Raw genomic sequence first — 25,149 nt, forward strand, 5'->3', positions numbered from 1 at the left:
CGTTGGCCACCACGGCGCGGGCGACGATCGCGGCCACGGCGGTCGTTGCCCGGAGCGTTCAGCTCGGACTCGCGGACACCGCCGACAACGTCGCCCTTGTAGATCCATACCTTGACACCGATGATGCCGAAGGTGGTGTCTGCCTCGGCGAGACCGTAGTCGATCTCAGCGCGGAGGGTGTGCAGGGGAACGCGGCCTTCGTGGTAGCGCTCGACGCGGGACATTTCAGCGCCACCGAGACGGCCAGAGCACTGAATCTTGATGCCCTTGACCTGTGGCTGGCGCATTGCGGACTGGATTGCCTTGCGCATTGCGCGGCGGAATGCGACGCGGTTGACCAGCTGCTCAGCCACAGACTGTGCAACGAGTGCAGCGCTCGCGTCGACGTTCTTGACCTCGAGGATGTTGAGGGCGACCATCTTGCCGGTGAGCTTCTCCAGCTCACGACGGATGCGGTCTGCCTCAGCACCACGACGGCCGATCACAATGCCCGGACGTGCCGTGTGGATGTCCACGCGGACGCGGTCACGGGTGCGCTCGATGACAACGTCGGCGATGCCGGCGCGTTCGAGGTTGTTCTTCAGGAATTCGCGGATCTTGATGTCCTCAGCGACGTAGTCGGAGTAGGACTTGTCGGCGTACCAGTGGGACTTCCAGTCGGAAGTGATACCCAGCCGGAGGCCGTGCGGGTGAATTTTCTGACCCATTGTTTAAGCCTCCTTCTGGCTTTCCACTACCACGGTGATGTGGCAGGTGCGCTTGCGGATCTGGAATGCGCGACCCTGAGCACGCGGCTGGTAGCGGCGCATGGTCGGGCCCTCGTTGGCGTAAGCCTCGGAGATGACCAGGGTGCGCGGGTCCAGGCCGAAGTTGTTCTCAGCGTTGGCTGCGGCGGACGCGACGACCTTTGCCACCTGGGTGGAAACGGCCTGCGGCGCGTACTTCAGGATGGCCAGGGCCTCGGACACGGTCTTGCCGCGGACAAGGTCCAGGACGCGGTTCGCCTTCATCTGGGACGTACGCACGTACTTAGCGGTCGCGCGTGCGGAGGTGATGGTGTCGCTCATGATCTATCGACGCCCCTTCTCTTCCTTAACGTGACCCTTGAAGGTCTTGGTCGGTGCGAACTCGCCGAGCTTGTGGCCGACCATGGACTCGTCCACGAACACCGGCACGTGCTTGCGTCCATCGTGGACAGCGAAGGTGTGGCCGATGAAATCGGGGAGAATGGTCGAGCGGCGAGACCAGGTCTTGATGACCTGCTTGGTTCCAGCCTCGTTCTGAGCGTCCACCTTGTTGAGGAGGTGCTCGTCGACGAACGGGCCTTTCTTCAGGCTGCGTGGCATATGAAGTTACCTCCTCTTAACGCTTCTTGTTCGGGCGACGACGGCGCACGATCATGTTGTTGGAATAACGGTTCGGGTTGCGGGTACGGCCTTCCTTCTGGCCCCACGGGGAAACCGGGTGACGGCCACCGGAAGTCTTACCCTCACCACCACCGTGCGGGTGGTCAACCGGGTTCATGACAACACCGCGGACAGTGGGCCTCCAGCCCTTCCAGCGCATACGGCCGGCCTTGCCCCAACGGATGTTGATCTGGTCGGCGTTGCCGACCTCACCAACGGTTGCGCGGCAACGGATGTCCACGCGGCGGATTTCAGAAGACGGCATACGCAAAACAGCGTAGGAGCCTTCCTTACCCAGCAGCTGGATGGACGCACCAGCGGAACGTGCAAGCTTGGCGCCAGCGCCCGGCTTGAGCTCCACAGCGTGGATCGTCGTACCAGTTGGGATGTTGCGCAGTGGCAGGTTGTTGCCAACCTTGATGTCGGCGTTCGGGCCTGCCTCAACGATCGTGCCCTGGGTCAGACCCTTCGGCGCGATGATGTAGCGCTTCTCGCCGTCTGCGTAGTGCAGCAGCGCGATATTAGCGGTGCGGTTCGGGTCGTACTCAATGTGAGCAACCTTTGCCGGCACGCCGTCCTTGTCGGTGCGGCGGAAGTCAATCACACGGTACTGGCGCTTGTGGCCACCACCGCGGTGACGGGTAGTGATGTGGCCGTGAGTGTTGCGGCCACCCTTCTTCGGGAGCGGGCGCAGCAGAGACTTCTCCGGAGTGGAACGGGTAAGTTCCTGGAACTCGGAAACAGAGCTGTTGCGGCGACCCGGGGTTGTCGGCTTGTACTTACGAATAGCCATAATTTTCCTCTTTCGTATCGAACTCTTTTTGGTTCGTTGCCGTTAGGCGACGCCGCCAAAAATGTCGATGGAGTCGCTGCCCTCGCGGAGAGTCACATAAGCGCGCTTGGTGTCCTTCCGCTTACCCCAACCGGTGCGGGAGCGCTTGCGCTTACCCTCACGGTTGACGGTGTTCACGGAGGCGACCTTCACGCCGAAGATCTCTTCCACGGCAATCTTGATCTGGGTCTTGTTTGCGTCAGTGTCGACGTAGAACGTGTAAGTGTTCTGCTCCATCAGCGCGTAGGTCTTCTCGGAGACGACCGGGGCGATGATGACGTCGCGCGGGTTAGCAATCTTGGCCATTATTTCTTATCCTCCACTGCTGCAGTGGCGCGGTTGACAAAGTCGTGCAGAGCTTCCACAGAGAAGACGACATCGTCTGCCTTGAGCACGTCGTAGGTGTTCAGCTGACCCGGCTCAAGGATCGTAATGCCCGGCAGGTTCCGTGCGGAAAGACGGGAGTTCACGTCCTCACGGCCGATGACCAGCAGGACCGACTTGCGGTCCGTGAGGCGCTCGACGAAGGTGCGTGCAGACTTGGTGGACGGCTTCTGACCAGGTACGAGCTCCTCGACCACATGGATGCGGTCATTCTGAGCACGGTTGGTCAAAGCACCAGCAAGAGCTGCCTTGATCATCTTCTTAGGGGTGCGCTGCGCGTAGTTACGAGGCTGCGGGCCGTGCACCGTGCCACCGCCGGTGTAGTGCGGTGCGCGGATGGAGCCCTGGCGTGCGCGGCCGGTGCCCTTCTGGCGGAACGGCTTACGGCCACCACCGGCAACCTCGCCGCGGGTCTTGGTCTTGTGGGTGCCCTGACGTGCGGCTGCGAGCTGAGCGTTCACAACCTGGTGCATCAGGGGCACAGACGCTTCACGGTCGAAGAGCTCAGCCGGGAGCTCAACGGTGCCCTTGGTGGCTCCGTCAGCGGTGTGGACATCAAGTGTCAGGTTTGTCATGCGTGAGCACCGCCCTTCACTGCGGTCTTGACGGTAACCAGGCTGCCCTTAGCACCAGGGATAGCACCCTTGATGAGGAGCAGGTTGGAGTCGCCGTCGATCCTTTGAATCTTCAGGTTCTGGGTGGTCACACGGTTGCTGCCCATACGGCCAGCCATGCGGGTGCCCTTGAACACGCGGCCCGGGGTGGAGCAACCACCGATGGAGCCGACGCGGCGGTGAGCAGCCTGGTTACCGTGGGAGGCACCCTGGCCAGCGAAGCCGTGGCGCTTCATGGCGCCTGCGTAGCCCTTGCCCTTGGTGGTGCCAACAACGTCAACGAAGGTGTCACCCTCGAAGATATTGACGGACACTTCCTGGCCCAGCTCGTACGCCGAGGTGTCATCCATGCGGATCTCAGCGACGTGGCGGCGCGGGTTCTGGCCAACCTTCTTGTAGTGGCCTGCCTGCGGCTTCTTTGCCTTACGGGGATCGATGTCGCCGTAGGCAATCTGGATGGCGGAGTAGCCATCGGTCTCTTCAGTGCGAATCTGGGTGACAACGCACGGCCCAGCCTCGACGACGGTCACCGGAACAACCCGGTTCTCCTCGTCGAAGATCTGGGTCATGCCGAGCTTGCGGCCCAGAATGCCCTTGATCTCATTAGTCATGTGTCAGTTCTCCCTACTACGACCTACTGGATGTTCACGTCGACGCTGGCCGGCAGGTCGATGCGCATGAGGGCATCAACTGTCTTAGGCGTCGGGTCGAGGATGTCAATGAGGCGCTTGTGCGTGCGCATCTCAAAGTGCTCGCGCGAGTCCTTGTACTTGTGGGGAGAACGAATAACGGCGTACACGTTCTTTTCGGTAGGCAACGGCACCGGTCCAACGACGCGGGCACCCGTGCGGGTAACCGTCTCAACGATCTTCTTCGCAGATGCGTCGATCGCTTCGTGGTCGTAGGCCTTCAGCCGAATGCGGATCTTCTGTCCCGCCACGTCAACCTCTTCCTCGCTGTCCCACGTTCACCTCTCGCTTCGCTCGACGTGAACGAAGTGAATTGAGAGCGAAGAGGTGGAAACTTAGCTGTCTTCTTTTTCTCTATAACGTTGTCCGGTTTGGGTCCGGCATCAACGCCAGTGTCTTTTCATGTGAATGACTGCCATGACATCTCGGAAGGTGCGCAAGCGCATAAACAACGCTTGTCAGTGCTTCCGCCGCTCACGTGCCCGCGCTAAGCGCGTTCATGTGTGCAGTGTCAGGCTCGCAAGGGGGTACGCACACCAAACAGGTGTTGACGTGGCCTTCGCGTACTGCCGCTGTTTATTTGCCATGCCCCTTCTCCGGTCCCCGGTCTCGAGAGTGCCTACTCGTTGGCGGCCTGTGCTCGATCGCAGGTCCTTCGTCGATAAGCAGGAGCTCATCGTGCAAAGGTGTCATGTTCGCCCTACCAGCGGCGCACCCTGCGAGTTCCACAGAAATGCGCCGTGTTAAAGCAACCCGAGTATTCAAACACACCTCACTCCACATTTGCAAACTGCGCTTTTGCTTATCGACGTCCCACCCTGCCCCGCCTCACCCCCCAAAACCCAGACTGCAATAAACGCTTTCAAATAAGTCAGGTGGCAAAACGGCGAATGTGGCGTGCCGGCACAATCCTCCTGGTTTATTTAAGTTCATTTATTGCAGTTCGTTCATCACGGTTTGCCCCCATCACAATGTGAAGCCCAATGTCCACCACAAGAAGGTATAGCCGTAGGCCGAAGTTCTTCCTAGGATGGACAGGTGTCGCATCAAGGATGCTTATAACCAACGGTGAAAGGACCACTAATGGCAACGAATAACACTCCGGCCACGAACGAGGCGGCCGCCCCGGAAGAAGCTCCCGTGAAGCGCAATGAGGTGCTGGAGACTGAGCACGGTAGCACTGTCATCGATGAGAACGTGGTGGGCAAGATCGCCGGCATCGCTGCCCGGGAGGTCTCCGGTGTGCACAACCTGGGCGGTGGTGCCGCCCGCATGTGGGGTGCCGTGCGCGAGTCCCTCACCTCATCCACCAACGTCCAGCAGGGCGTGAACGTTGCGGTGGAGAACGGCCACGCCAGCGTGGCGGTGGCCATCATCGCTGAGTACGGCGTGGCTATCCATGAGCTGGCTAATGCGATCCGTGAGAACATCACCGTCGCTATTACCCGGATGACCGGCCTCATCGTTGATCGTGTGGATGTCACTGTCCACGACGTCCACTTGCCGGACGACAACGGGGATGCGGACACAGCCCGCACCGAACAGCCCCTGCCAAGCAACGGCCAGGTGCTGGAACAGTAGATGGCTCCCCTGACCATAACTAAGGACATCGCCGACGCGATCTGCGATGCAGCCCTGTCCGTCGACGGTGTGGCGGGTTTAAGCAGTGGGCGGATGGCCCACGCCGTGCTCCGACTCCCTGGCGCACTCATTGAAGGGCTCCAGGTGTTTGAGATGGATGAAGAAGGCACGCATATCGCTGTGCACCTCATCTATGACTTGTCCTCAGGCCGGGAAATTCCTCAACTGGTCAGGGACGTTCGAGCGGCTATCCTTGCCGTCCCGGCACTTGCCCAAGCACCCGGTTTACCCCGAGTAGATGTGGTTGTGGAAGATGCCGTCCGCCACAGCACCACGAAATAGAAATGTGGATCTAGCATGAATATCTTTTCTAACAAGACAGTGCTCGGCGCCATCATTGGCGTGGTTTTGGCCTTCGCCTTGATTTTCGGTGGCTGGCTCGGGTTTTTCGCCACTCTCCTGCTGGGCACCATCGGTAGTGTCATCGGCGCGCATTTGGACGGCCGTATTGACGTGGCTGCCTTGATCAGCGCAACGTCTGGCCGGGGCCGCGGATAATGGATTCTTCCTCGTACCGCATCAGTGAAAAGACAGTTGCGCACGTTGCCAGCGCCGCCATTCGGTCTGTGCCGGGCACTCGTGAGGTTGATGCGAAACTCGCCGGCCTCGCTGGTCGCAGCTTCCCGCGGGTGGATGTGCACATTGACCGCGCGGCGGAATCGGTGGCGTTGGATATTGAGGTTGTCACCTCCTACCCCGCCCCCGTTGGCGCGATCACCGATGAGGTTCGCCGCACCGTGGTGTCTCATGTGGAAACGCTGACGGGTCTCACGGTCAACCGTCTCAACATCGCCGTGGCTGATGCGGAGATCTCCACTGGGGATACCGTCACTCGCGAGGATCTGTCCAACCATCCAGCGGCGCTCGTGCCCACCCCGATTCGAGTCACTGCCACGCACGTTTCGTCCCCCGCTGCCCAGCCGGTCAAGGATCTCACCCCAGTCACAGTAGATTCCTCGACCTACGAGGACGTGCGAAAGATTGAGGTGCCTACGCCGCCAAAAGTCATCGCAGTCCAGCCTCCGCGGCCAATACGCCCGATCTCTGCCACTGCGCCACCACCGGTTATGCCGCGTCGCGTTGCGGTTCCGGAGGTGGCGGGGTTGAGGCCGGTGAACGTCGAAAAGCAAAAAGCCCTTCGCCCGATCACCGCACGGCGCTCCAAGTTCGTTCCGGTGGAGCGTCCGATGCCACAAGCTTTACGACGAATCACCGTCACCCCCTCCCCCATCACCTCCCCGCAGGTTCCTGAGCCACGGCCTTTAGGCAAGATCTTCATCGACCCCGACCGCGTGGACCAGGATTCCTACACCGAAACCACCGCGAGCAGGAAGGAGATGCGCTAAACCCATGACACAACAGTCCGACCCCACCGAAGCACACCCCGCACCGGGCGCAGAACCCAAAGGCAACCCCATTGTGCGGTGGCTCACCGTCCTCGTTGGCCTACTTCTCCTGTGCCTCGCCAGCGTCATCGGCCGTGACCTGTGGTACCGCCACCAAGAAAATGACCCACAGAACTCTTGGCTACGGCCCGCCTTTGAGTGGTTCGGTTCTGCCCGCGTAGATGAAGCGGGAGTGACCGTAGGAATTCTCATGGCATTGGTCGGCCTCTGGTTCATCCTTGCAGCCGTGAAACCCCGCCCGCGGCGCTATATTCAGGTGATCTCCCCAACATCCTCCATCTGGGTACGCCCGGTAGACATTGCCCGGAAATCCACCGCCACGGTGCGATCGGAGCTGGGGCAAACCAGCATCTCCTCCCGCGCAAGCCGCCGCGCCCTCACCGTCAACGTCGTCAACGATGGCTCGACCGACCTTGAGCACCAGCTCGCCACCACACTGACCGAACAAGCACAAAGACTCAAACCCACCCCCCGCGTGAAAGTCAACGTATTGCCCGCACCGTCAGCAAAGGACATGCCATGACCACCGGACTCGCTGCCATTGACCGCCTGATCATCTTCCTACTCGGGTTACTGCTCATCGCCGGCGGACTCATCCCAGTAGGAATGTACTGGGAGATCCCCTACCTCTCCCCCTTCGTGCGGGAAATCAACCGCTCCATGCTCACGAACATCCCCGGTATGAACTGGTACACCGCCGCATTGATCACCGCGCTGGTAATCTCCCTCGTCCTTGCTCTGGCGCTAATCTTGCCGAACATTCGTAGTCGCGCCTTCAACAACCGCACTCTCACGCCAGCTCAACCAGAACTCGGCAAAACGCGCATCAACGTTGCCCGTCTTGCTCAAGCCGCCTGCACACATGCGGAAACCACCGACCTGGTAACCAAAGCAACGCACACCGTCACCTACGTGAACAAGCGCCCAACCGTAACCTTCACCATCAACGCGAACCCCAACGTTGAGCTAGACACCCTCATCGCCTACGTAGAACAGATGGACACAGACTTCTGCGACGCGGTAGACACCATGGACATTGACACCGTATTCAAACTCCACTTAGACAAGGTGACAGCGCTTTAACCCTCAAGCAGCAATACCAGCTCGACCCGCCCAAGAGACACCTGCGCACCCCCACCTGCCGGCGCGTAGCGGAACTCTTCCCCCGACGCCGCGTTGACAATCCGCTCCCAGGTATGGGACGACTTGCGCACTGCCCGCCCCTCCACCTGCCACAGGTGAATGCGCTGCGTCACCACTGCACGGGCCCCGCCCTCCAGCACAACAAGCCACACAGCATTGCCAATATCTGGCCTTACAAGCCCTTCCAGGGGCGCAGAAGACCCCACGTGCGAAATAAGCGTGACCACACCTAGGCGATGTTCCACACCATCAGAGTCCGCGACCACGAGCACCCTGCCCGGACCAGTGGGACGCACTGCAGAGTAACGCCACACACTCGGTTGCCGGGCACTTTCTGTGCCGGAGCGCACCACCACATCCCCCATCGCCGTGAGCGTCACGCGGTGCGTCGGAGACACCGTCTCCACCAAGACATCCACGGCGACACGGCCTTCATCACTACGCGGTAAATCAGCAGGGTGTGCCTGCGCCTGGCGGACAAGCAGCTCCTCCAACTCCTCATCCGTGGTACCCCACCCCGCGCCATTGTTCGCAAGAATGCCAAACAGCGTGGCCAGTGGAAGGTCCGGTTGCCCCTCCCACGCTTCACGGAGGCGCTCTAATACTCGAGGAATACGCGTCGGGTCATTCACACCCACTGAGCTTAGGGTTAAGTAGCGGAATGTTTGTGCGGGGCGGGTGATGTGCGGCAGCTGTTTTGCCTGCCGGGCGCCTTGGCCTTGATGGGCCGGTGTGACTGCCGCGCCGCACAGCTATCCGCGACCAGCGGTTTTGCATCGTGCTTATCGCCATCGTCGAACCATCCATTTTTTGGGGACAACAAACAGCCGACGTATGCCGGCTTGTGATGTTCTAAGGGCTACCGCCCGTAGAGGAGTGTCATGGCTCCGTAGGGGTGGATGGTGTTGGCCACGAGGTGTCCGCGGGGTGAACGCCAGGTTGGCACACCGCAGATATTTTCCACCCTGCCCCGGTGGGCATGTGCGGGGTCATCATCATTGGTGCGGTTGTGATAGCGACACAGCATCGCCAGGTTATTCATGTTCGTATGCCCACCCCTCGACCATGCTTTGATGTGGTGGACCTGACAGTTATCAGCCGCATGCCGGCACCCCGGTACCGGGCAGATTGGTGACAAAGCCCGTGCTAGGTCACGCTGTTTCCGGTTGGCGAAGCGTTGCGTGTCATACAGGTTGACGGCACCTGCTTGTGGGTGGAACACCGCCACCTCCAGTTGCTCCCCATGATGCTGCGTCAGGTAGTCCGCACCGGTGATCGTGGTGCCATCAGTCAACCCCAAGATGGTGTCGTCCCCATCACCGCCCACAATGGTGATGTGGTCGTCTAGTGGGATGAGGATTAAGGGGCGGGGAACAGCCGGAGCAACTCGAGCTGGGGCGGCATCCCCTTCACCTTGAGCATCAGGGCGAAGACCCAGGATGGTCATTAAGTTCTCGTACATCTGGGGGCCTGCAGGGCCATCGCCGAGGCCCTGGCGTGAGGCGTACTCGATAGCTGCTGCGTCTTCTTCTCTAGCCGTGATGATGATAGGGCGCCTCTTTTTACGTGAGCGCCCAAACCCCACCGCCGGTTCCGGGGCAGGCTTGTCCACCTCCGGGACGATGGTCTTCGCCCGACGCTGAAGCGTTTTATAGTCACCCGGAACCGACAACAACACTAAACGTAGCCGCCACTTCTCAGCAGGGTCAGCGATAGGTGCTAACTGTCCCTCGATGTAGACGAGCTGATCCAAGGACTTCTGAGTCGAGCGTGCCACCGTAATCGCGTTTGCTTGTTTACGGGTGAACTTCGTTTTCCCGTAGTAGACCGTGTGAACTTTCGCCCATGTGCGGATATGGGACGGGTTGCAGCCAGCGTCGATAAGCACCTGGGCATCAAAGGATGCCAAGGTCTCAACCGGGTTCGTTAAACCCGCCACTAGTGCTGCAAAAGGATTCATGCCGGCAACGCTAAACCGAAAACCAAAAACGCGCAGCTAGGGGCCGAAAAGCCTGTGGATAACCCGAAAAACTATCCACAGGGTGCGCACACTGAAGCGCGCGCAGGAGACCGAAGAACAGCGGAAACAGCCCGGTTCCCTCAACACCCAAAAAAGTTCCAAACACTTGACGCGGAACCAAAAACGCCACCAGACAGGCCAGGCAGACACACCTAACGTCTAACCCTGCCCCTCATCACCTGCAAAGGTCGCCTCCAAGACGGCATAACAAAAGCCGCACCCCTCGAAAGGGATGCGGCTTTTAAGGAGCTGTTCCGGTGGAACCAGAACCTGGTTCTAGTTACAAACTAGTCCAGAATCTTGGTCACGCGGCCAGCGCCGACGGTACGGGAGCCCTCGCGGATAGCGAAGCGCAGGCCCTCGTCCATAGCGACCGGCTGGATGAGCTCAACGGTCATGTCGACATTGTCGCCCGGCATAACCATCTCGGTGCCCTCCGGCAGCTTCACAACACCGGTCACGTCAGTGGTACGGAAGTAGAACTGCGGACGGTAGTTGTCGAAGAACGGGGTGTGGCGACCGCCCTCGTCCTTGGACAGGACGTAGACGGAGCCCTCGAACTTGGTGTGCGGGGTGTAAGCGCCCGGCTTGATGATGACCTGGCCACGCTCAACGTCCTCACGCTTCAGACCACGGAGCAGCAGAGCAGCGTTGTCGCCAGCCTCAGCGGTGTCGAGCAGCTTGTTGAACATCTCGATGGAGGTGACGGTGGTCTTCTGGGACTTCTCGCGGATACCGATGATCTCGACCTCGTCGTTGAGGTTCAGGACACCACGCTCAACACGGCCGGTAACAACGGTACCGCGGCCGGAAATGGTGAAGATGTCCTCGATCGGCATCAGGAAGTCGCGGTCGGTCTCACGGACCGGATCCGGGATGGAGTCATCGCAAGCCTGCATCAGGTCCACGATGGACTGAACCCACTTCTCCTCGCCCTCGATAGCCTTGAGAGCGGAGATGTGGACGATCGGAGCCTCTTCGTCGTAATCCTGCTCAGCGAGCAGCTCGCGGATCTCCATCTCGACGAGCTCGATGATCTCCTCATCATCAACCATGTCGCACTTGTTGAGTGCAACGAGGATGTACGGAACGCCAACCTGGCGGGCGAGCAGAACGTGCTCGCGGGTCTGCGGCATCGGGCCGTCAGTAGCAGCAACAACGAGGATTGCGCCGTCCATCTGAGCAGCACCGGTAATCATGTTCTTGATGTAGTCGGCGTGGCCCGGGGCGTCAACGTGTGCGTAGTGGCGCTTCGGGGTGTTGTACTCCACGTGGGAGATGTTGATGGTAATGCCGCGCTCGCGCTCTTCCGGAGCCTTATCGATAGCCGAGTAGTCGAAGGCCTTGTTCTCCTCCGGGTACTTGTCAGCCAGCACCTTGGTGATAGCGGCGGTGGTGGTGGTCTTGCCGTGGTCGACGTGACCGATAGTGCCGATGTTCACGTGCGGCTTAGTGCGCTCGAACTTTTCCTTTGCCACTGTTTGTCCTCCTGGACGTGCATGTGACTACGACTCTCGCAGCCACGTAAATTTACTTTGCCTTGTTTGCATTTCCTAGCACTCGATCCACTCAGTCCACGCGTTTGGGTGGTGAACCGGTGCGAGGGCATGGAAACAATGGCCATTTCACAATGTGCCAGTTACTTGATCCTAGATTTGTCGTGGCCGTTTTTCAAACCACAACGGGGTCTCCCGGTGGTAACGGCCGGCTCAACCTGGGCAGTTCCTGTGACCTGCACCAGCCTCAGCTCAGCCATTACCACCGGTGTGAGCTTCCCCGCTTAGTGCCTACTGGCGAAGGTTAAGCGGGGACGGCTGGACGTTAGGCCCGGCCGTTGCGCTCGTCGATAATCTCCTGAGCGATGGACGACGGGACCTCGCCATAGGAGTCGAACACCATGGTGAAGTTTGCGCGGCCGGCGGTTGCGGAACGCAGGTCACCGATGTAGCCGAACATCTCGGACAGCGGAACCTTCGCCTTAACAACCTTTGCGCCGGAGCGATCCTCCATGGCGTACACCTGGCCACGACGGGAGCTGATGTCACCGTTGACGGTGCCCATGTACTCCTCCGGAGTGACAACCTCAACAGCCATGAGCGGCTCGAGCAGGACCGGCTTTGCCTTCGCAACAGCTTCCTTCAGAGCCTGGGAACCAGCGAGCTTGAAGGCCATCTCAGAGGAGTCAACCTCGTGGTACGCACCATCTTCCAGGGTGGCCTTGATGTTCACCAGCGGGTAGCCAGCGAGGTAGCCGTACTGCATTGCGTCCTGGATACCAGCGTCGACGGACGGGATGTACTCCTTCGGCACGCGGCCACCGGTGACAGCGTTCTCGAAGGTGTAGATCGCGGACTCGCCTTCCTCGAGCGTTTCCGGGTCCGGGTTGTACGGCTCGATGGAGATGATGACCTTTGCAAACTGGCCGGAACCACCCGTCTGCTTCTTGTGGGTGTAGTCGAGGTGCTCGACTGGCTTGCGGATGGTCTCGCGGTAAGCAACCTGCGGGGAACCGATGTTCGCCTCAACCTTGAACTCGCGCTTCATGCGGTCCACCAGAACATCAAGGTGGAGCTCGCCCATGCCGCCGATAACGGTCTGGCCGGACTCCTCGTCGAGGTGGACGGTGAAGGTCGGGTCCTCTTCAGCAAGTTTCTGAATAGCGGTACCCAGCTTCTCCTGGTCAGCCTTGGTCTTCGGCTCAATAGCCACCTGGATCACCGGGTCCGGGAAGTCCATGGACTCGAGGATGATCGGGTGATCCGGGCTGCAGAGGGTGTCACCCGTGGTGGTTTCCTTCAGACCAATGAACGCGTAGATGTTACCGGCGTCAGCGTGCTCAACCGGGTTCTCCTTGTTCGCGTGCATCTGGAAGAGCTTGCCCACGCGCTCCTTCTTGTTCTTGGTGGAGTTGAGCATCTGCTCGCCCGGGATGGCCTGGCCAGAGTAGACGCGCACGTAGGTGAGCTTGCCGAAGAACGGGTGAACAGCAATCTTGAATGCCAGTGCGGAGAACGGGTCGTCGACGGACGGCTTACGGGTCAGCTGCTCGTTGCCGTCGAGGGAGGTACCGGTGACCTCGCCGATGTCCAGCGGGTTGGGCAGGTAGTCCACAATCGCGTCGAGAAGCGGCTGAACGCCCTTGTTGCGGTATGCGGTACCACAGAAGACCGGGTAGATCTCGGAGTTGACGGTCATCTTGCGGATGGCGCCCTTAATCTCGTCGATAGTCAGCTCTTCGCCGCCGAAGTACTTCTCCATGAGCTCTTCGTCGGACTCAGCAACAGCCTCGAGCAGCTTCTCGCGGTACTCCTCAGCCTTCTCCTGAAGGTCAGCCGGGATCTCCTCGATCGTGCCCTCGGTACCAATCTCGGTCTTGCCGCGCCAGGTGATGGCCTGCATGTTGATCAGGTCAACCACGCCGTCGAAGTCATCTTCAGCGCCGATTGGCAGCTGCATCACCAACGGCTTTGCGCCGAGGCGGTCAATGATGGTCTGAACGGTGTAATAGAAGTCAGCGCCCAGCTTGTCCATCTTGTTAACAAAGCAGACACGCGGGACGTCGTACTTAGCAGCCTGGCGCCACACCTGCTCTGACTGCGGCTCCACACCTTCCTTGCCGTCGAACACTGCAACAGCGCCGTCGAGGACGCGCAGGGAACGCTCAACCTCAACGGTGAAGTCGACGTGGCCCGGGGTGTCGATGATGTTGATCTGATTATTATTCCAGAAACAGGTCACAGCAGCGGACGTAATGGTGATGCCGCGCTCTTTCTCCTGCTCCATCCAGTCAGTGGTTGCGCCGCCGTCGTGGGTCTCGCCCACACGACGGTTGATGCCCGTGTAGAACAGGATGCGCTCGGTCGTGGTGGTCTTACCAGCATCGATGTGGGCCATGATGCCGATGTTGCGGACCTTATTCAGATCCTTAAGCACTTCTTGTGCCACGTTGTGTACCCCAACTTAATTGTCGTCGACGCCTGAGAGCCGCATTCCCATCTAAACGGGGCGACTGTGAGACGCCTTTGCGGATATTTTCCTTGGTTAATTCTGCCACGTCCTCGCTGATCTGGCATGACGACGCCACAAAGACGTCGCGCCAGACGCAGCGAAGCGGGAAACTACCAGCGGTAGTGAGCGAAGGCGCGGTTGGCCTCTGCCATCTTGTGCGTGTCCTCGCGGCGCTTCACGGATGCGCCGAGACCGTTGGATGCGTCCAGGATCTCGTTTGCAAGGCGCTCAACCATGGTGTTCTCACGACGCTGACGAGTAAAGGTAACCATCCAGCGCAGTGCCAGGGTGGTGGAACGGCCCGGGCGGACCTCAACCGGAACCTGGTAGGTTGCGCCACCAACACGGCGGGAACGAACCTCAAGGTCCGGGCGGATGTTGCCCAGTGCCTTCTCCAGGGTGCCAACCGGGTCAGTACCGGTCTTCTCGCGGCAGATCTCCAGCGCGTCATAAACAATGCGCTGTGCGGTGGACTTTTTGCCGTCCTTGAGGATCTTGTTGATCAGCTGGGTGACCAGCTCGGAGCCGTAAACCGGATCCTTGATTACGGGACGCTTCGGTGCTTGCTGCTTACGCATTTTTAATTACTGTCCCTTCTTCGCGCCGTAACGGGAGCGAGCCTGCTTGCGGTCCTTCACGCCCTGGGTATCCAGTGCGCCACGGACGATCTTGTAGCGGACACCCGGAAGGTCCTTCACACGACCACCGCGCACGAGCACCATGGAGTGCTCCTGCAGGTTGTGGCCCTCACCCGGGATGTATGCGGAAACCTCAATGCCAGAGGTCAGGCGCACACGCGCGACCTTACGCAGAGCGGAGTTCGGCTTCTTCGGGGTGGTGGTGTACACGCGGGTGCACACACCGCGACGCTGCGGGGAACCCTTCAGGGCTGCCGTAGCGACCTTCTTGCTCTTATCGTGGCGGCCCTTGCGGACCAGCTGCTGAATAGTTGGCATACCAACACTTTCTTGTCGTCTGATCGCCCACCCCAAACAGAACCATGCCCAGACACGCAAAAATGGGGGCTCTTTTCCGGGGCCCTTCCGCGTGCTTGAACATCGAACCGTTCAGGATGAACGGGGAGTTCATTTCCATCTCCGTCGCACATAAAACATACGACGGCGGAATCGGGTGCAAATTTACCGCGCGATTGCGCCGTAAAGCAAATCGCCACGTGCCCAACGAGGTCGACGCTGGCGCTAACATTCCAGTGAAGGTGACCACCGGCGACGCGAAGATTTCCTCTGTCGCTTTCGGTGCCGTTTCTAAGATCAGTGCGGAAGGCAGCACCGTCCGCCTGCATGTGTCTTCGAACGCCGAGCTTGTTGGCACACCTCAAGGTGTCACTTTGGCCAACGGTGTTCTGAGCATCTCAAATGTTCTCTCTGCATCAAAGACGGCATCCCGCGATGTCACTGTTACTGCGAAGCCAGCCGAATCCGAAGCCGACGGATCCAGATCCCCAGGGATCGTCCAAGGAAGGTTTCCTCGCGTTTATCAACCAGATCTTCGGCATTGACAAGTCAGCTGATGCTAAGTACACCGCTATCACGTTCTGGTCCTCGATCATCGGTGGCACAATCCTTGGTTTTGTCCTCTCTGCTCTTTTGAAATCCGGGCAGTAGAACTCGCGCAGAAGAACTAAGGCAAAGAGACCAAAAACTTTTATGGCATCGCCGATCACGGCCGCTGCTTGTACGCCCCATGCGCCTGAGGCTCATGGGGCGCATGGGGCGTACGGGGGCGCTTTTACGCTTCTCGGCGCACCGCGCGACGAGCAAACGCCATGCCCAGCAACAGCGCCAATCCGCCGAAGATCAACAACCTAATCAACCATGGCTGATCACCTGTTGCCGGCAATGGCAGGCTCACCGGCATGCGGTAAGCATGCGCCGGATCAGCATCCGTCACATCATTCGGGGACTTCCAGGTACCCACAACCGTTGCGTCATTGCGGTGCAGTTTGTTCACCTCAGGTGAGGCCATCCCTTCAAGTGTGGTCTCAGCCTTATCACCAGGGGCCAGCACCATCTTGCTGTTGGGAACGTTGTTCTCAACGGTGCCGTCGACACGCTTTACGGTGAACACTGCGTGCGACAAGGCCTCATCGATGTACTGGTCCTGCGCACCCTCAATGTGGTCAGTGACCGTGACATCACGCAATGTCGCCTTGCCGGTGTTCTCCACAACAAACTTCACGTCCATCGTGTCTGCATCTGGCGCCAACCACACAGTGGTGAGCTTGTTATTCGCATCCTGGCCGTTAATGAACTTGGTCAGCTTGATCTTCGGATCACCCTGGTTAGCAAACACGAACGTATGCGAGGATTCATTTCTGCTCACCTCGAAGATCGCTGGTGCATCATCCACCACGAAATCCTTCGCCGCAGCAGTCTCACGCACAATCCACGTGCCGTGGCTGAGCTTGTCAAATGTTGCTACACCACCGGACTTACTCGTCTTCTTCGTATGCGCCTTCTCATCCGGATCAGGGCGGTAGCGGACACCGTCGATGACAATGTCGTTTTCCTTTTCAGATCCGTCAGTGACCTTGTTCACCTTCTGTGCGGTGAATTCGGCTTGACCATCAAGCAGTGGCAACCCTGAATTCATATCTGTCTTGGACACCACAATGCGGCCGGTCTCCCGCGCGTTGGGTACATACACCGTGAACATTCCCTTTTCACGGCCTGGTTCAAACTGCATCATCGTCGCCGGAATAAACGTCACCGGCTTCTCAGCGGCGGCGTAGCCCTGAGGGGCCTCGGTTTCTACCAGGACGTAGGACTTATCCGGGTCCAGGTCAACGGTGATTTCAGCCTTACCATCATCACCTGTTTCGATGTGTTGGATGACTGCGCCATCCTTATCACCTTCACGCAGATCAAATGCCGCGCCAGGCAGGTATTTCACAACCTCCCACGCACCATGACGACGAATTGCGGTAGAGCCCGGATGCTTCTTGCTTACCTCCAGGGCAGCACCTTGGTCCGGCAAACCACGCGCAACATAATCAATCTTCGCCACAGTCGGACGAATCCGATAGTTCGTCGCCGAATACGTAAACGTCTTGGCAACCGTACGCTGAACAATAAACTCAGGCGAAACATAATCACCGACGTAGCCAGCAGGATTTTGCTTTTCGACGACACGGTACCGGCCACTTTCCGCAAGTGTGAACGCGGCGACACCGTCGCTACCCGTTGTCACGGTCTCACCGACCTTGATCCATGTGGTTGTCCCATCAGCTTCATCCTTGTGAATGCGCTGAAGCTCGAACTCAGCCCCGGCAAGAGGCTGACTCTTTTGGTCAACCTTGCTCACCGTCACGACTGATTCTTGTGTTGCTGCTCGGTTCGGAACATAGAGCGCGGACTGCACTGGGAATTCCTTGCCATTTTCGTCCAAGAGCTTGCCGTCATTGGAGATTTGGAAGAACATGGTGTCTTTCAGCCAATCAATCTCCTCGTATCTGCTAGGGACATACGTCTCACGCAGTTGGTAAACCGTGTTTGGATGAAGCCCAGTGATGAGGCTTTTCTCCGAGTCGTATGGGCTCACGCTGGAGATGACCTTGCCCGTGCTTTTTTCTACGACTTGGAAAGTGGAACCGCTGAGGAAACTTCCATCCGCCGCTTGGAAAGAACCGAAGGCACGCTTGTTGCCATCCTTATCCACCAGGCGGTCATCGTTGACCAATCGTTTATCAAGACGAATTTGGACCTTGTCATTCACGATGACATTGTCAATAGTTTCTCCTGTGCCCGGAACAGTGAAATCCTTGCCCAGTTTCGTCGTCTGATTCGGGTCAATTGCAATTCCGCCGATATTGGGGACCGGCTGGTAAGGCGCAATTGGTTGGGTCTCCTGCAAGAAGTAGCCCTTTCCAGCCACCACGTTGGTGAAAACCACCCGTCCATTGCCATCAGCAGTTGCCTCATACAGGAGGCGACCATACTTCTTATCGTTTTTGGAAAGGGTGAATTTAGTGCCAGGAAGTGGCATGCCTGCAGAGTTCAGTTTCTTGAACTCAAGGCGGCCATACTCTGGTGCTGGCGGCTTCAACTCATTGAAGAACTCTCCCAACTCAATCACCGCCGGGTTCTTGGCATACCCCTCGCTCAAATCCGTTTCAGTGATAATCCGCTCCTGCGGGCTCACCTGGTACCCATCGGGGGCAGCCACCTCAACAACACGGTGCCCCACTCGCACCGCCACGTTGGGGAATACAACACGCCCGTCTACGCCGGACTTCGCGGTGGCAATAGTGGTTCCCGTTGCGTCTTTAAGCGCGAAGGTAGCACCAGCAAGAGCCTTCTTCGTGTCCTTCTCATATTTCACAAACTCAATGGAGATAGGCCGTGCCTTCAAGAGGTTGGAAACACGGTTACCTTCAAGAAGTTCAGGCTGCGAATTATCTTGATAGAAGAAGGAGTTATAAGCCGCCTTGCCCACAAGATCCTGCGGCGGGTTGCCATAAGCATCCAACCGTTCCGCGTTGGCATTGAACGGGAGGATGAACTCGATTGTTTGTCCGCCCATCAATTCAACATTGGGCTGTTGCTCGATGCGGACTGCCTTAGTGGTCACACTGGGAGTCGGCTCCCACGCCAAACCTGCCAAGACATTCTCAACGTCGTCTTGGCTAGATCCGTCATATACCGGCCACGCATCCCCGTTGTAGTAGGAGATGGTGTACCCCTCCGGCAGAGTTACTTCGCGTGTGGGATCGTAGGTGTTCGCAAAATTGGAGTTACGGCCCTGAGGAATGCCAACGTCACCGACATGCGGGAATACGTCGTAAGCAACAAGGCCGGAACGGGGGCGCTCTGTGCCGTTTGTAAGGCGGAAGCGGTAGTCAATTTTGGCTCCCGGCAACGTGGTTACTGAATTTGTCCACGCACCAACCGTGCCGTCCGCCGCGTGCTCCCTAATCTGTTTGGTGATTTCCATGGCAGCTGCCGGAGTGAATGCTGCTTCCCGCTGTGCTTGGGACCATTTATCGTCGCCAAGCCGCTTGTCAGTAACCGCATTATTAAGCCCCGTGTTCGTTGCCTTGACAAAGACATCGTTTCTCAACCTGTCTTGCCCCAGCAAATTGATCCTGCCCTTAATCCACCCTGCCGTCATCCTTTCTTGAGGCCGGGCTTGGTCAGGAGATGCAGAGGTAGCGCGGAAAATTACAGCGGCCTGACCGCTATCGCGGTAGTTATCCACCACTTCGTAGCGTGCACCTGGCAAACGCGAGAATTCCGCCGTCATCGTGATGTCGTACACATCAAGTCCAGGGGGAAGCAGGTCCACAACCACTATGTCTGTGATCGTCTCCCCAAAACTCTCATTCGGGGTGAAGCCAACCGTGTATTCCAAAAAGTCACCAGTGATGAGGTTGTCAACGGGCTTGCCTTCCGCATTGACTGCCTTTTGGGTCTTGAAAGCCGTGATTTTCTGATCATGAGGCTTCACCGTTTTGCGTGCTGTGACATTGACGGTCGGCACATCTTTTGCCTGCAATGACGCACGGTTTTCAAATACTCGTGCTTTGGATTCATCACCAATAGGCGCATCCGGATCTTTAAGCCGCGTCGACACACTGATTCTGCCCTGCAGGCCTTCCGGAACAGGGTCCTTGACCTCAAACCGGATCTTGGCTGCCTTGAGGACCTTATTGCGCTCGTAGGTGATTGTCCGGTTGTTGGCCGAATCCACAATATCGGATTGGAGCTCTGCGCCCGTATCGTCGAGGACCCGGACAGTCACGGTGCCAAGGTTCACCGGCACGGTGACCGAGTCGTAGTACATCCGCTGATCCAACCCATGATCTGTGAAGACCACACCGCTCATTGCAGAAGGCATCTCATAAACAATTGACCAGGGGAAGACTCCTCCACGCTCACGCGCGTTGTCGTAGAAATAATTGTTTCTGGCGTCGCCGTGGTTACCTGTAGGGATCTTGGCCAAAATCTCACCTGGAGGCGGGACACTACGGCCGAAAAAGTTCCTGTGCGTTGCTGTGGTGGCAAGGTGCCGCTCCGTGTCCGGCTTGCCGGTAGGAGTCATGATCGCCGAGGCGTTGAGAGAGAACTTCTCATTCTCAACTGCCCCTGGGTAGCCCAGGGTCAGTGGCTTGCAGATGTTCGCACGACCGTCACCGTTGTGCCCCGTGTACACGAGCTGCTTACCATCAGAAGACAGCACCCAACCAGGGTTTTTCTCTGGATCAAACTCAGCCAGTCGCCGCGGATTGTCCGGATCATAATTGGCCGACTTCGGGTGAACAAGGTATTCCGGCAGTGGAACAGTGAGCTGGTAGTCGCCGACGTTTCGCTGCAGTCCACTGACACAGATGTTGTAATCCAACGTGTTTTTCACTGGGCGTTGCGGATCATTGTCCGCAACATAGGTCACCGGATTATTCGGGTCATCCTTGTTCACAGCTTGGTCATAATCACTGATTTCACCCGTGGACGTATCCTCTCCCGGCACCGAGATGGTTTCTCGCGGCTGGCTGTAGTAGCCCTGAAAAGACTCAACGTTGCTTTCGGCAATGCCCACGTTGTTCTCATCAGTGATCGTGGCTTGAAGCGGGTAATCGGTGTTCGCCGCTGTCGGCCCCGGGTAGAACTTCAGACGGAATGGGATGGTCAGTGTTTGGCCTGGTGAGAGAGACTTGATGACAAAAGAGACCATCGAGCCCTCTTTTTTAATCGTGCTTCGGTCAATCCCAAGGTTGTACGCTGTGATGTCGAAGTTCTCAACGTCGTAGACCTCGGGATCGAAGTGCACGAACACACGGACATTCCTCAAAGTGTCAGTCGCGTTTCCGGTTCTGTCGACCTTGATGCTGCCCGTCATGTCCTTACCAATGTAGTAAGGGTCCTTGTTGTTCAGATTGAGTGAAATGTTCGTATTGCTGGGCAATTGATCTGCTGGAATCTTCTTGTACACAAGAACAATTTCTTGTTCCGCATCAGGCCCCAAAACTTGGGAAACCGCCGGTGGCGCCTCATACCCGTAAATGCCTGGTGGCTGGTAGTTGAAAAGGGTTCTCGTGCTTGTTTCCCTGACGTCCTCTTTCGGCCCAATCGGGTTACCGCTCTCATCAACGAAACGGACGGTCACCTTCATCGGGTTGATTGTGACCCCGTCGGGCACCTTCAACCCTTCGGGCGTGACACGATCCGGTGTGTACAGGGTGACCGGAAGAGGAAGCTTTGAAAATATCAGCGTGTCCAGAAAATTCTGGGTTAAATTCTCTGAGGGAATCTCAAATGACAGGTCACTCAAACCCGGTACTGCGCTTGGTGCAACATCAAAAGTTCCGCTCCCAAACCGCTTCACTTTGCCCCAAGATTTCGGAAGTGATGTGAGCTCAGTATTTTGGAATATCCCTCCGTCGATGGATTCAACCTCTCCCCATGAATCAGGGATGATCTTCAACGGATTATTGCGGAAGGTGCCATAGCGAAGCTCTTGAATTTTGCCCCATGAAACAGGTAGCCGTTCAATGTTGTTGTCCGCGAAGGCCCAACCGTCAAGGGTCACTATCTCACCCCACGACTCCGGTACCGCCGCGATCCTATTCTTGAAAAAGGCATTGCCACCAATTTTCTTGATGCCTTCCCAGGATGCGGGCAATTCGGTCAAATCATTGTTCTCAAACGTTCGACTTCCAATCTCCATGAGCTGCTCCCACGAATCTGGGATTTTTATTAGTCGGTTGGAAACAAAAATGCCTTCATTCAACTTTTCCAGCTGGCCCCATGACTCCGGGATCTCAGTAATTTGGTTGTACCCGAATGCGTATCTCCCAATTTCTTTCACATTTTCCCAGCTGGGGGGCACATGCGCAATGTCATTTTTATGGAAGGCCGAATCTCCAATTCGGGTGATACCACCCCACGATGCAGGAATTTCCTTGAGCTTGTTATTCCGAAATAGGTTGCTGGGTATCACGGATAACTGGCCCCAGCTATCCGGGATACTTTCAATCTCGTTATTTTCAAACGCCCCACTGCCGAGACTCGTCACCTTGCCCCACGATTTCGGAAGAGCATTGATTTTATTTGTTTGCTCCTTATACCGATCACTCGAGAAAGCTTCGCTTCCAATTCCAGTGACATTCCCCCACGATTCAGGCAGCTCTGTGAGCGCATTTTCCTTGAATGCCCTACTCCCGATCGATCTCACATTGCCCCACGACTGCGGAAGCGATTCGATCTTGTTTCCCATGAACACGGCCCCAGGAAGGACGGTAATCTTTCCCCAGGAGTCAGGCAAACGGGTGAGTTGGTTGTTGCGGAACACATCATAGTCCAGTTGCTCAACATCCCCCCATGACGCGGGAAGTTCCGCAATCTCGGAGTTTGAGAAGGCACCCTGGTAGATCAATTTGACCCCGCCCCAATCATCCGGGAGCTTCGAGAGACTTGTATCCGCAAACGCGAAATTATCGATCCGCCTCACATTTTGCCATCCCCCCTCAATCGATGTGATCGGCGTCTTGTAAAAGGCCCGGTTGCCGATGCCTGTTACGGGCGACCCCTCAGTGGTCACCGGAGGAATCCACAACGTTGTATTCCCCGCAGCCAGCTTTGCCTTACCACTCTCACTAAAACCTGTTACATGGCCGTCTTTGGTGTAAACAAAGTCCTTGACCTGCCAGCCTCCACCGAATTCATACTCGCCCCAGTCTGCTCCAACGAAGACGGGCACGGTCTCTACAGTCTCATTCCCCTCATCATCAACAACGGAAAACACTGCTTCATATAGCCCAGTGGTTTTGGTATCAATTGCGCTTCCGTCTACCTGGATCTTGTTGGTGATGTCCTTCCCATCATGGCTGCGCGCCGATACTCCCCGCTTGAGGCGCTCCGAGGTCACTTCTTCCCCGTTGTTCAGCCTGATCCCATCTTTCGGGAAGGTGAACACTGGCTTGTTATCCACCTTTGTGTACTTCGCCTCAATGACGTAGCCATCCTTATCCGGCGTGAACGTGATCGACTCGGTGTCGAGTTTGTATCCGGATACCTGGCGTGGTGTGTGAGTGGCTTCCTTTCCGCGCTGGAACTTCGGTCCTGGCGCAGCCAGATCGTCACCCAACGTTTCATCAGGCAGAATCTGCGCACCTTTGTCATCGATGTAACGGACAATCACCTTCACAGGGTCAACTATCTGCCCGAAGCCTGACTCATACTCAGCCGTTTTAATCGAGCTATCAAGCTGAGCACCTTCCGGGGTGGTCAGCTTCACCCACGCATTGTTCTCCTTGAACACACCGCTGCCCAAGGACGTATTCTCCCCCAGCTTCGCCTCACGCAGATCGTTGGTGGAAAGGGCATCATCCCCAACTTTGCCCACCTTGTTCAGGTCAACGGTGCCTTTCAAACGGTTGTTAATAAAGGCGCGCTCCGCCAAATCAACAGTTTCACCTGCCGGAGGATTCAGCTTTAGCGACGCGATTTCGTTATCACGAAAAGCATCCTTAGCCACCACAGTCGTGCCAGAAAGCTTAAGGTCCTTGATCTTGTTCTGGGCAAAAGCGTTCTCACCAATCTCCTTGGCGGGAACCTTCAACTCACCGCTGATCTCATTGCCCTGAAACGCGGCATCACCAATCACATCCAGCTCGAGCCCATCGGCGAACTCAAGTGTCTTCACACCCGCATTCCGGAAGGCACGTGGACCAATGCCAACCACCTTCTTGCCATCAATCTCGGCCGGAATCGTCAACGCACCACCAACGAGCGTCACCCCACCAAGACCAGTGATGGTCACACCACCCGCTGCCTCCTCAACCGCAAACCCGTTACCTGCTGCCGGTGCGCGCAACGGCGCCACAGGAGCAGGGGCCGCAGGCATAACAGGAGCCGGCGCTGCAGGCTCATCCGGTGAAGACGCTGGAGACTCAGCGGAAGCACTCGGGGCGGACGATGCCGGGGAGACGTCGATAAGCGAAGCTCCCGCACCGTCTTCAGCCTGACTGGGCACACTCGCCCCACTCACCAAAATCACACTTGCCGCAGTAACAGCAGCGATACGCTTGGCACGATTAAAGAGTTTCATGAGAGTTGTCCTCGTCCGAAGTGCGTCGACGCTGCTTCAACCCGGAATAAATAATCCAGGCAAGCAGCACCATGAGTAGTACAAAAATGGTGGCCACAATGGTCATCCATGTCTGCCACGGTCCGACCGCATTCCCCACATCAAGGTCCCGCTGGGGTTCAGCGTCGAGTGGAATACGATGCGCCTCAACGATGAGGCGGTGGAAGTTGAGACCGTAAGGTGTGCAGGTGATGAGGAAGATGCGATCCTCCTCAGTGTCACCGACCTGCGGGATGGCATCGATCGTGTCGGGTGCAACAACCTTGGTGCCCACCACGCGGTACCGCATGATGTCCCCAAGCGTGCTAATGAACACGTCATCGCCCTTTTTAATGTTGATCAGGTTGTCAAACATCGAGGCCGTGGCCAGGCCCGTGTGCGCGGTGATCGTCGTGTTTGTACCGGGTCCACCCACCGGCAATGTTGTTCCGAACAGGTGCCCGGCTCCACGGTTGAGTGCCTCTGGCCCTGAGCCCTTGTACACCGGCAGGCGAATATCCACATCCGGGATGATCACCTCGGAGAAAGCATCTGTCGACGTGAAGTTCGGCTTCCCCACCTCAAGGTAGGCAAGGTATTCAGGTGTCGGCTGGAAGTCCATTTCCTCCGGAATACCTGGCTGGACGGGGTTGCGCCGCAATGATTCGTTGTATTGCTGGAGCTCCCCCAACAGGAGGTCTCGCCGATGTGATTCCATCTGTGTGACCTCAACGGTCATTTGATCCGCCACGCGGGATGATGCCGCATTGTTGTGCAGCGTTGACACCACCGGGTACAAAATAGCCGCGATGCCGACAAGGAGCAGGACAACGGCAGCCTTGGTGGAAAAGCGAACGGATTTCTTGTCCGCTTTCGCTTTTCGACGCCCCGCGTCGACACCTATCACCGTCGTTGTCACTCGT

General features: G+C 57.6%; 23 protein-coding genes and 1 pseudogene. 8 read left to right on the forward strand and 16 right to left on the reverse strand.

Annotated elements, in window-relative coordinates:
- The 8 genes from rpsC to rpsJ all read right to left on the reverse strand — a co-directional run.
- On the reverse strand, positions 1 to 707 hold a 707-nt coding region (gene rpsC, locus F4V54_RS03070; RefSeq protein ID WP_150386202.1), incomplete at its 3' end, for a 30S ribosomal protein S3.
- A gap of 3 nt (positions 708 to 710) precedes the next feature.
- Positions 711 to 1,067, reverse strand: coding sequence for a 50S ribosomal protein L22 (gene rplV, locus F4V54_RS03075; protein WP_034664268.1), 357 nt, complete (start codon positions 1,065 to 1,067; stop codon positions 711 to 713).
- Positions 1,068 to 1,070: 3 nt separating this feature from the next.
- The gene (gene rpsS / locus F4V54_RS03080; RefSeq protein ID WP_034664270.1) at positions 1,071 to 1,346 is read right to left on the reverse strand and encodes a 30S ribosomal protein S19; all 276 of its coding nucleotides are present in this window, start codon (positions 1,344 to 1,346) and stop codon (positions 1,071 to 1,073) included.
- Between the two features lie 16 nt (positions 1,347 to 1,362).
- Positions 1,363 to 2,199: a 50S ribosomal protein L2 gene (rplB, locus tag F4V54_RS03085; protein WP_034664271.1), complete on the reverse strand. Its 837-nt coding sequence runs from the start codon at positions 2,197 to 2,199 to the stop codon at positions 1,363 to 1,365.
- Positions 2,200 to 2,241: 42 nt separating this feature from the next.
- On the reverse strand, positions 2,242 to 2,544 hold the full coding sequence (rplW, locus tag F4V54_RS03090) for a 50S ribosomal protein L23 (RefSeq protein WP_102724002.1): 303 nt from the start codon (positions 2,542 to 2,544) through the stop codon (positions 2,242 to 2,244).
- On the reverse strand, positions 2,544 to 3,197 hold the full coding sequence (gene rplD, locus F4V54_RS03095; protein ID WP_102724003.1) for a 50S ribosomal protein L4: 654 nt from the start codon (positions 3,195 to 3,197) through the stop codon (positions 2,544 to 2,546). The genes rplW and rplD overlap by 1 nt, the downstream gene beginning before the upstream one ends.
- The gene (gene rplC, locus F4V54_RS03100) at positions 3,194 to 3,847 is read right to left on the reverse strand and encodes a 50S ribosomal protein L3 (RefSeq protein WP_150386203.1); all 654 of its coding nucleotides are present in this window, start codon (positions 3,845 to 3,847) and stop codon (positions 3,194 to 3,196) included. The genes rplD and rplC overlap by 4 nt, the downstream gene beginning before the upstream one ends.
- 23 nt (positions 3,848 to 3,870) lie before the next feature.
- Positions 3,871 to 4,176, reverse strand: a complete 306-nt coding sequence (gene rpsJ, locus F4V54_RS03105; protein ID WP_003848085.1) for a 30S ribosomal protein S10 — start codon at positions 4,174 to 4,176, stop codon at positions 3,871 to 3,873.
- A gap of 832 nt (positions 4,177 to 5,008) precedes the next feature.
- Here rpsJ and F4V54_RS03110 point away from each other — a divergent pair.
- The 6 genes from F4V54_RS03110 to F4V54_RS03135 are packed head-to-tail and all read left to right on the forward strand — an operon-like array spanning position 5,009 to position 8,055.
- Positions 5,009 to 5,506: an Asp23/Gls24 family envelope stress response protein gene (locus F4V54_RS03110; RefSeq protein ID WP_034664279.1), complete on the forward strand. Its 498-nt coding sequence runs from the start codon at positions 5,009 to 5,011 to the stop codon at positions 5,504 to 5,506.
- Entirely contained in the window at positions 5,507 to 5,848 is a 342-nt protein-coding gene (locus F4V54_RS03115; RefSeq protein ID WP_102724004.1) for an Asp23/Gls24 family envelope stress response protein, read from the forward strand.
- 15 nt (positions 5,849 to 5,863) lie between these two features.
- Positions 5,864 to 6,064 carry a hypothetical protein gene (locus tag F4V54_RS03120; protein WP_150386204.1) on the forward strand — a complete coding sequence of 67 codons (201 nt, stop codon included), beginning with the start codon at positions 5,864 to 5,866 and terminating at the stop codon, positions 6,062 to 6,064.
- A complete protein-coding gene (locus tag F4V54_RS03125) occupies positions 6,064 to 6,912 on the forward strand; it encodes an Asp23/Gls24 family envelope stress response protein (RefSeq protein ID WP_150386205.1) in 849 nt (282 codons plus the stop codon). Before F4V54_RS03120 ends, F4V54_RS03125 begins: the two co-directional genes overlap by 1 nt.
- 4 nt (positions 6,913 to 6,916) lie before the next feature.
- Positions 6,917 to 7,495, forward strand: a complete 579-nt coding sequence (locus tag F4V54_RS03130; protein WP_150386206.1) for an Asp23/Gls24 family envelope stress response protein — start codon at positions 6,917 to 6,919, stop codon at positions 7,493 to 7,495.
- Positions 7,492 to 8,055: a hypothetical protein gene (locus F4V54_RS03135; RefSeq protein ID WP_150386207.1), complete on the forward strand. Its 564-nt coding sequence runs from the start codon at positions 7,492 to 7,494 to the stop codon at positions 8,053 to 8,055. The genes F4V54_RS03130 and F4V54_RS03135 overlap by 4 nt, the downstream gene beginning before the upstream one ends.
- Here the strand turns inward: F4V54_RS03135 and F4V54_RS03140 are convergent.
- The 6 genes from F4V54_RS03140 to rpsL form a co-directional block, all read right to left on the reverse strand.
- The gene (locus F4V54_RS03140) at positions 8,052 to 8,747 is read right to left on the reverse strand and encodes a hypothetical protein (RefSeq protein ID WP_150386208.1); all 696 of its coding nucleotides are present in this window, start codon (positions 8,745 to 8,747) and stop codon (positions 8,052 to 8,054) included. The genes F4V54_RS03135 and F4V54_RS03140 overlap by 4 nt on opposite strands.
- A 227-nt stretch (positions 8,748 to 8,974) precedes the next feature.
- The gene (locus F4V54_RS03145) at positions 8,975 to 10,075 is read right to left on the reverse strand and encodes an HNH endonuclease signature motif containing protein (protein WP_150386209.1); all 1,101 of its coding nucleotides are present in this window, start codon (positions 10,073 to 10,075) and stop codon (positions 8,975 to 8,977) included.
- A gap of 347 nt (positions 10,076 to 10,422) precedes the next feature.
- The gene (tuf, locus tag F4V54_RS03150) at positions 10,423 to 11,613 is read right to left on the reverse strand and encodes an elongation factor Tu (RefSeq protein WP_034665189.1); all 1,191 of its coding nucleotides are present in this window, start codon (positions 11,611 to 11,613) and stop codon (positions 10,423 to 10,425) included.
- Between the two features lie 343 nt (positions 11,614 to 11,956).
- Positions 11,957 to 14,080: an elongation factor G gene (fusA, locus tag F4V54_RS03155; RefSeq protein ID WP_034665191.1), complete on the reverse strand. Its 2,124-nt coding sequence runs from the start codon at positions 14,078 to 14,080 to the stop codon at positions 11,957 to 11,959.
- Positions 14,081 to 14,253: 173 nt separating this feature from the next.
- Positions 14,254 to 14,721 (reverse strand): 30S ribosomal protein S7, encoded by a 468-nt coding sequence (gene rpsG / locus F4V54_RS03160; protein ID WP_034665194.1) that lies wholly within the window; start codon positions 14,719 to 14,721, stop codon positions 14,254 to 14,256.
- A gap of 6 nt (positions 14,722 to 14,727) precedes the next feature.
- Positions 14,728 to 15,099 (reverse strand): 30S ribosomal protein S12, encoded by a 372-nt coding sequence (gene rpsL / locus F4V54_RS03165; protein WP_034665197.1) that lies wholly within the window; start codon positions 15,097 to 15,099, stop codon positions 14,728 to 14,730.
- A gap of 116 nt (positions 15,100 to 15,215) precedes the next feature.
- Between rpsL and F4V54_RS11895 the strand changes: the two are divergent.
- Together F4V54_RS11895 and F4V54_RS03170 are read left to right on the forward strand one after the other, a co-directional pair.
- A pseudogene (locus F4V54_RS11895) lies at positions 15,216 to 15,530 on the forward strand (hypothetical protein); the annotation flags it as partial.
- A 22-nt stretch (positions 15,531 to 15,552) separates the two neighbouring features.
- Positions 15,553 to 15,768, forward strand: coding sequence for a hypothetical protein (locus F4V54_RS03170; protein WP_102724262.1), 216 nt, complete (start codon positions 15,553 to 15,555; stop codon positions 15,766 to 15,768).
- A gap of 124 nt (positions 15,769 to 15,892) precedes the next feature.
- Here the strand turns inward: F4V54_RS03170 and F4V54_RS03175 are convergent, their stop codons facing one another.
- Positions 15,893 to 24,208, reverse strand: a complete 8,316-nt coding sequence (locus F4V54_RS03175; RefSeq protein ID WP_150386210.1) for a SpaA isopeptide-forming pilin-related protein — start codon at positions 24,206 to 24,208, stop codon at positions 15,893 to 15,895.
- Positions 24,195 to 25,145, reverse strand: a complete 951-nt coding sequence (locus F4V54_RS03180; RefSeq protein WP_170253096.1) for a class C sortase — start codon at positions 25,143 to 25,145, stop codon at positions 24,195 to 24,197. Before F4V54_RS03180 ends, F4V54_RS03175 begins: the two co-directional genes overlap by 14 nt.
- Positions 25,146 to 25,149: the final 4 nt, after the last annotated feature.

This window comes from Corynebacterium tuscaniense, assembly GCF_008693065.1.
In the GTDB taxonomy this organism is placed as follows: domain Bacteria; phylum Actinomycetota; class Actinomycetes; order Mycobacteriales; family Mycobacteriaceae; genus Corynebacterium; species Corynebacterium tuscaniense.

Bases quoted from the DNA above. Each gene is read 5' to 3' on its own strand.
- rplD (WP_102724003.1), bottom strand. From the start codon at position 3,197: ATGACAAACCTGACACTTGATGTCCACACCGCTGACGGAGCCACCAAG.
- F4V54_RS03115 (WP_102724004.1), top strand. From the start codon at position 5,507: ATGGCTCCCCTGACCATAACTAAGGACATCGCCGACGCGATCTGCGAT.
- F4V54_RS03125 (WP_150386205.1), top strand. From the start codon at position 6,064: ATGGATTCTTCCTCGTACCGCATCAGTGAAAAGACAGTTGCGCACGTT.
- F4V54_RS03145 (WP_150386209.1), bottom strand. From the start codon at position 10,075: ATGAATCCTTTTGCAGCACTAGTGGCGGGTTTAACGAACCCGGTTGAG.
- rplB (WP_034664271.1), bottom strand. From the start codon at position 2,199: ATGGCTATTCGTAAGTACAAGCCGACAACCCCGGGTCGCCGCAACAGC.
- F4V54_RS03120 (WP_150386204.1), top strand. From the start codon at position 5,864: ATGAATATCTTTTCTAACAAGACAGTGCTCGGCGCCATCATTGGCGTG.
- F4V54_RS03130 (WP_150386206.1), top strand. From the start codon at position 6,917: ATGACACAACAGTCCGACCCCACCGAAGCACACCCCGCACCGGGCGCA.
- rplW (WP_102724002.1), bottom strand. From the start codon at position 2,544: ATGGCCAAGATTGCTAACCCGCGCGACGTCATCATCGCCCCGGTCGTC.
- F4V54_RS03170 (WP_102724262.1), top strand. From the start codon at position 15,553: ATGTCACTGTTACTGCGAAGCCAGCCGAATCCGAAGCCGACGGATCCA.
- F4V54_RS03110 (WP_034664279.1), top strand. From the start codon at position 5,009: ATGGCAACGAATAACACTCCGGCCACGAACGAGGCGGCCGCCCCGGAA.
- rpsG (WP_034665194.1), bottom strand. From the start codon at position 14,721: ATGCGTAAGCAGCAAGCACCGAAGCGTCCCGTAATCAAGGATCCGGTT.
- rplC (WP_150386203.1), bottom strand. From the start codon at position 3,847: ATGACTAATGAGATCAAGGGCATTCTGGGCCGCAAGCTCGGCATGACC.
- rpsL (WP_034665197.1), bottom strand. From the start codon at position 15,099: ATGCCAACTATTCAGCAGCTGGTCCGCAAGGGCCGCCACGATAAGAGC.
- F4V54_RS03175 (WP_150386210.1), bottom strand. From the start codon at position 24,208: ATGAAACTCTTTAATCGTGCCAAGCGTATCGCTGCTGTTACTGCGGCA.
- rpsS (WP_034664270.1), bottom strand. From the start codon at position 1,346: ATGCCACGCAGCCTGAAGAAAGGCCCGTTCGTCGACGAGCACCTCCTC.
- F4V54_RS03135 (WP_150386207.1), top strand. From the start codon at position 7,492: ATGACCACCGGACTCGCTGCCATTGACCGCCTGATCATCTTCCTACTC.
- rplV (WP_034664268.1), bottom strand. From the start codon at position 1,067: ATGAGCGACACCATCACCTCCGCACGCGCGACCGCTAAGTACGTGCGT.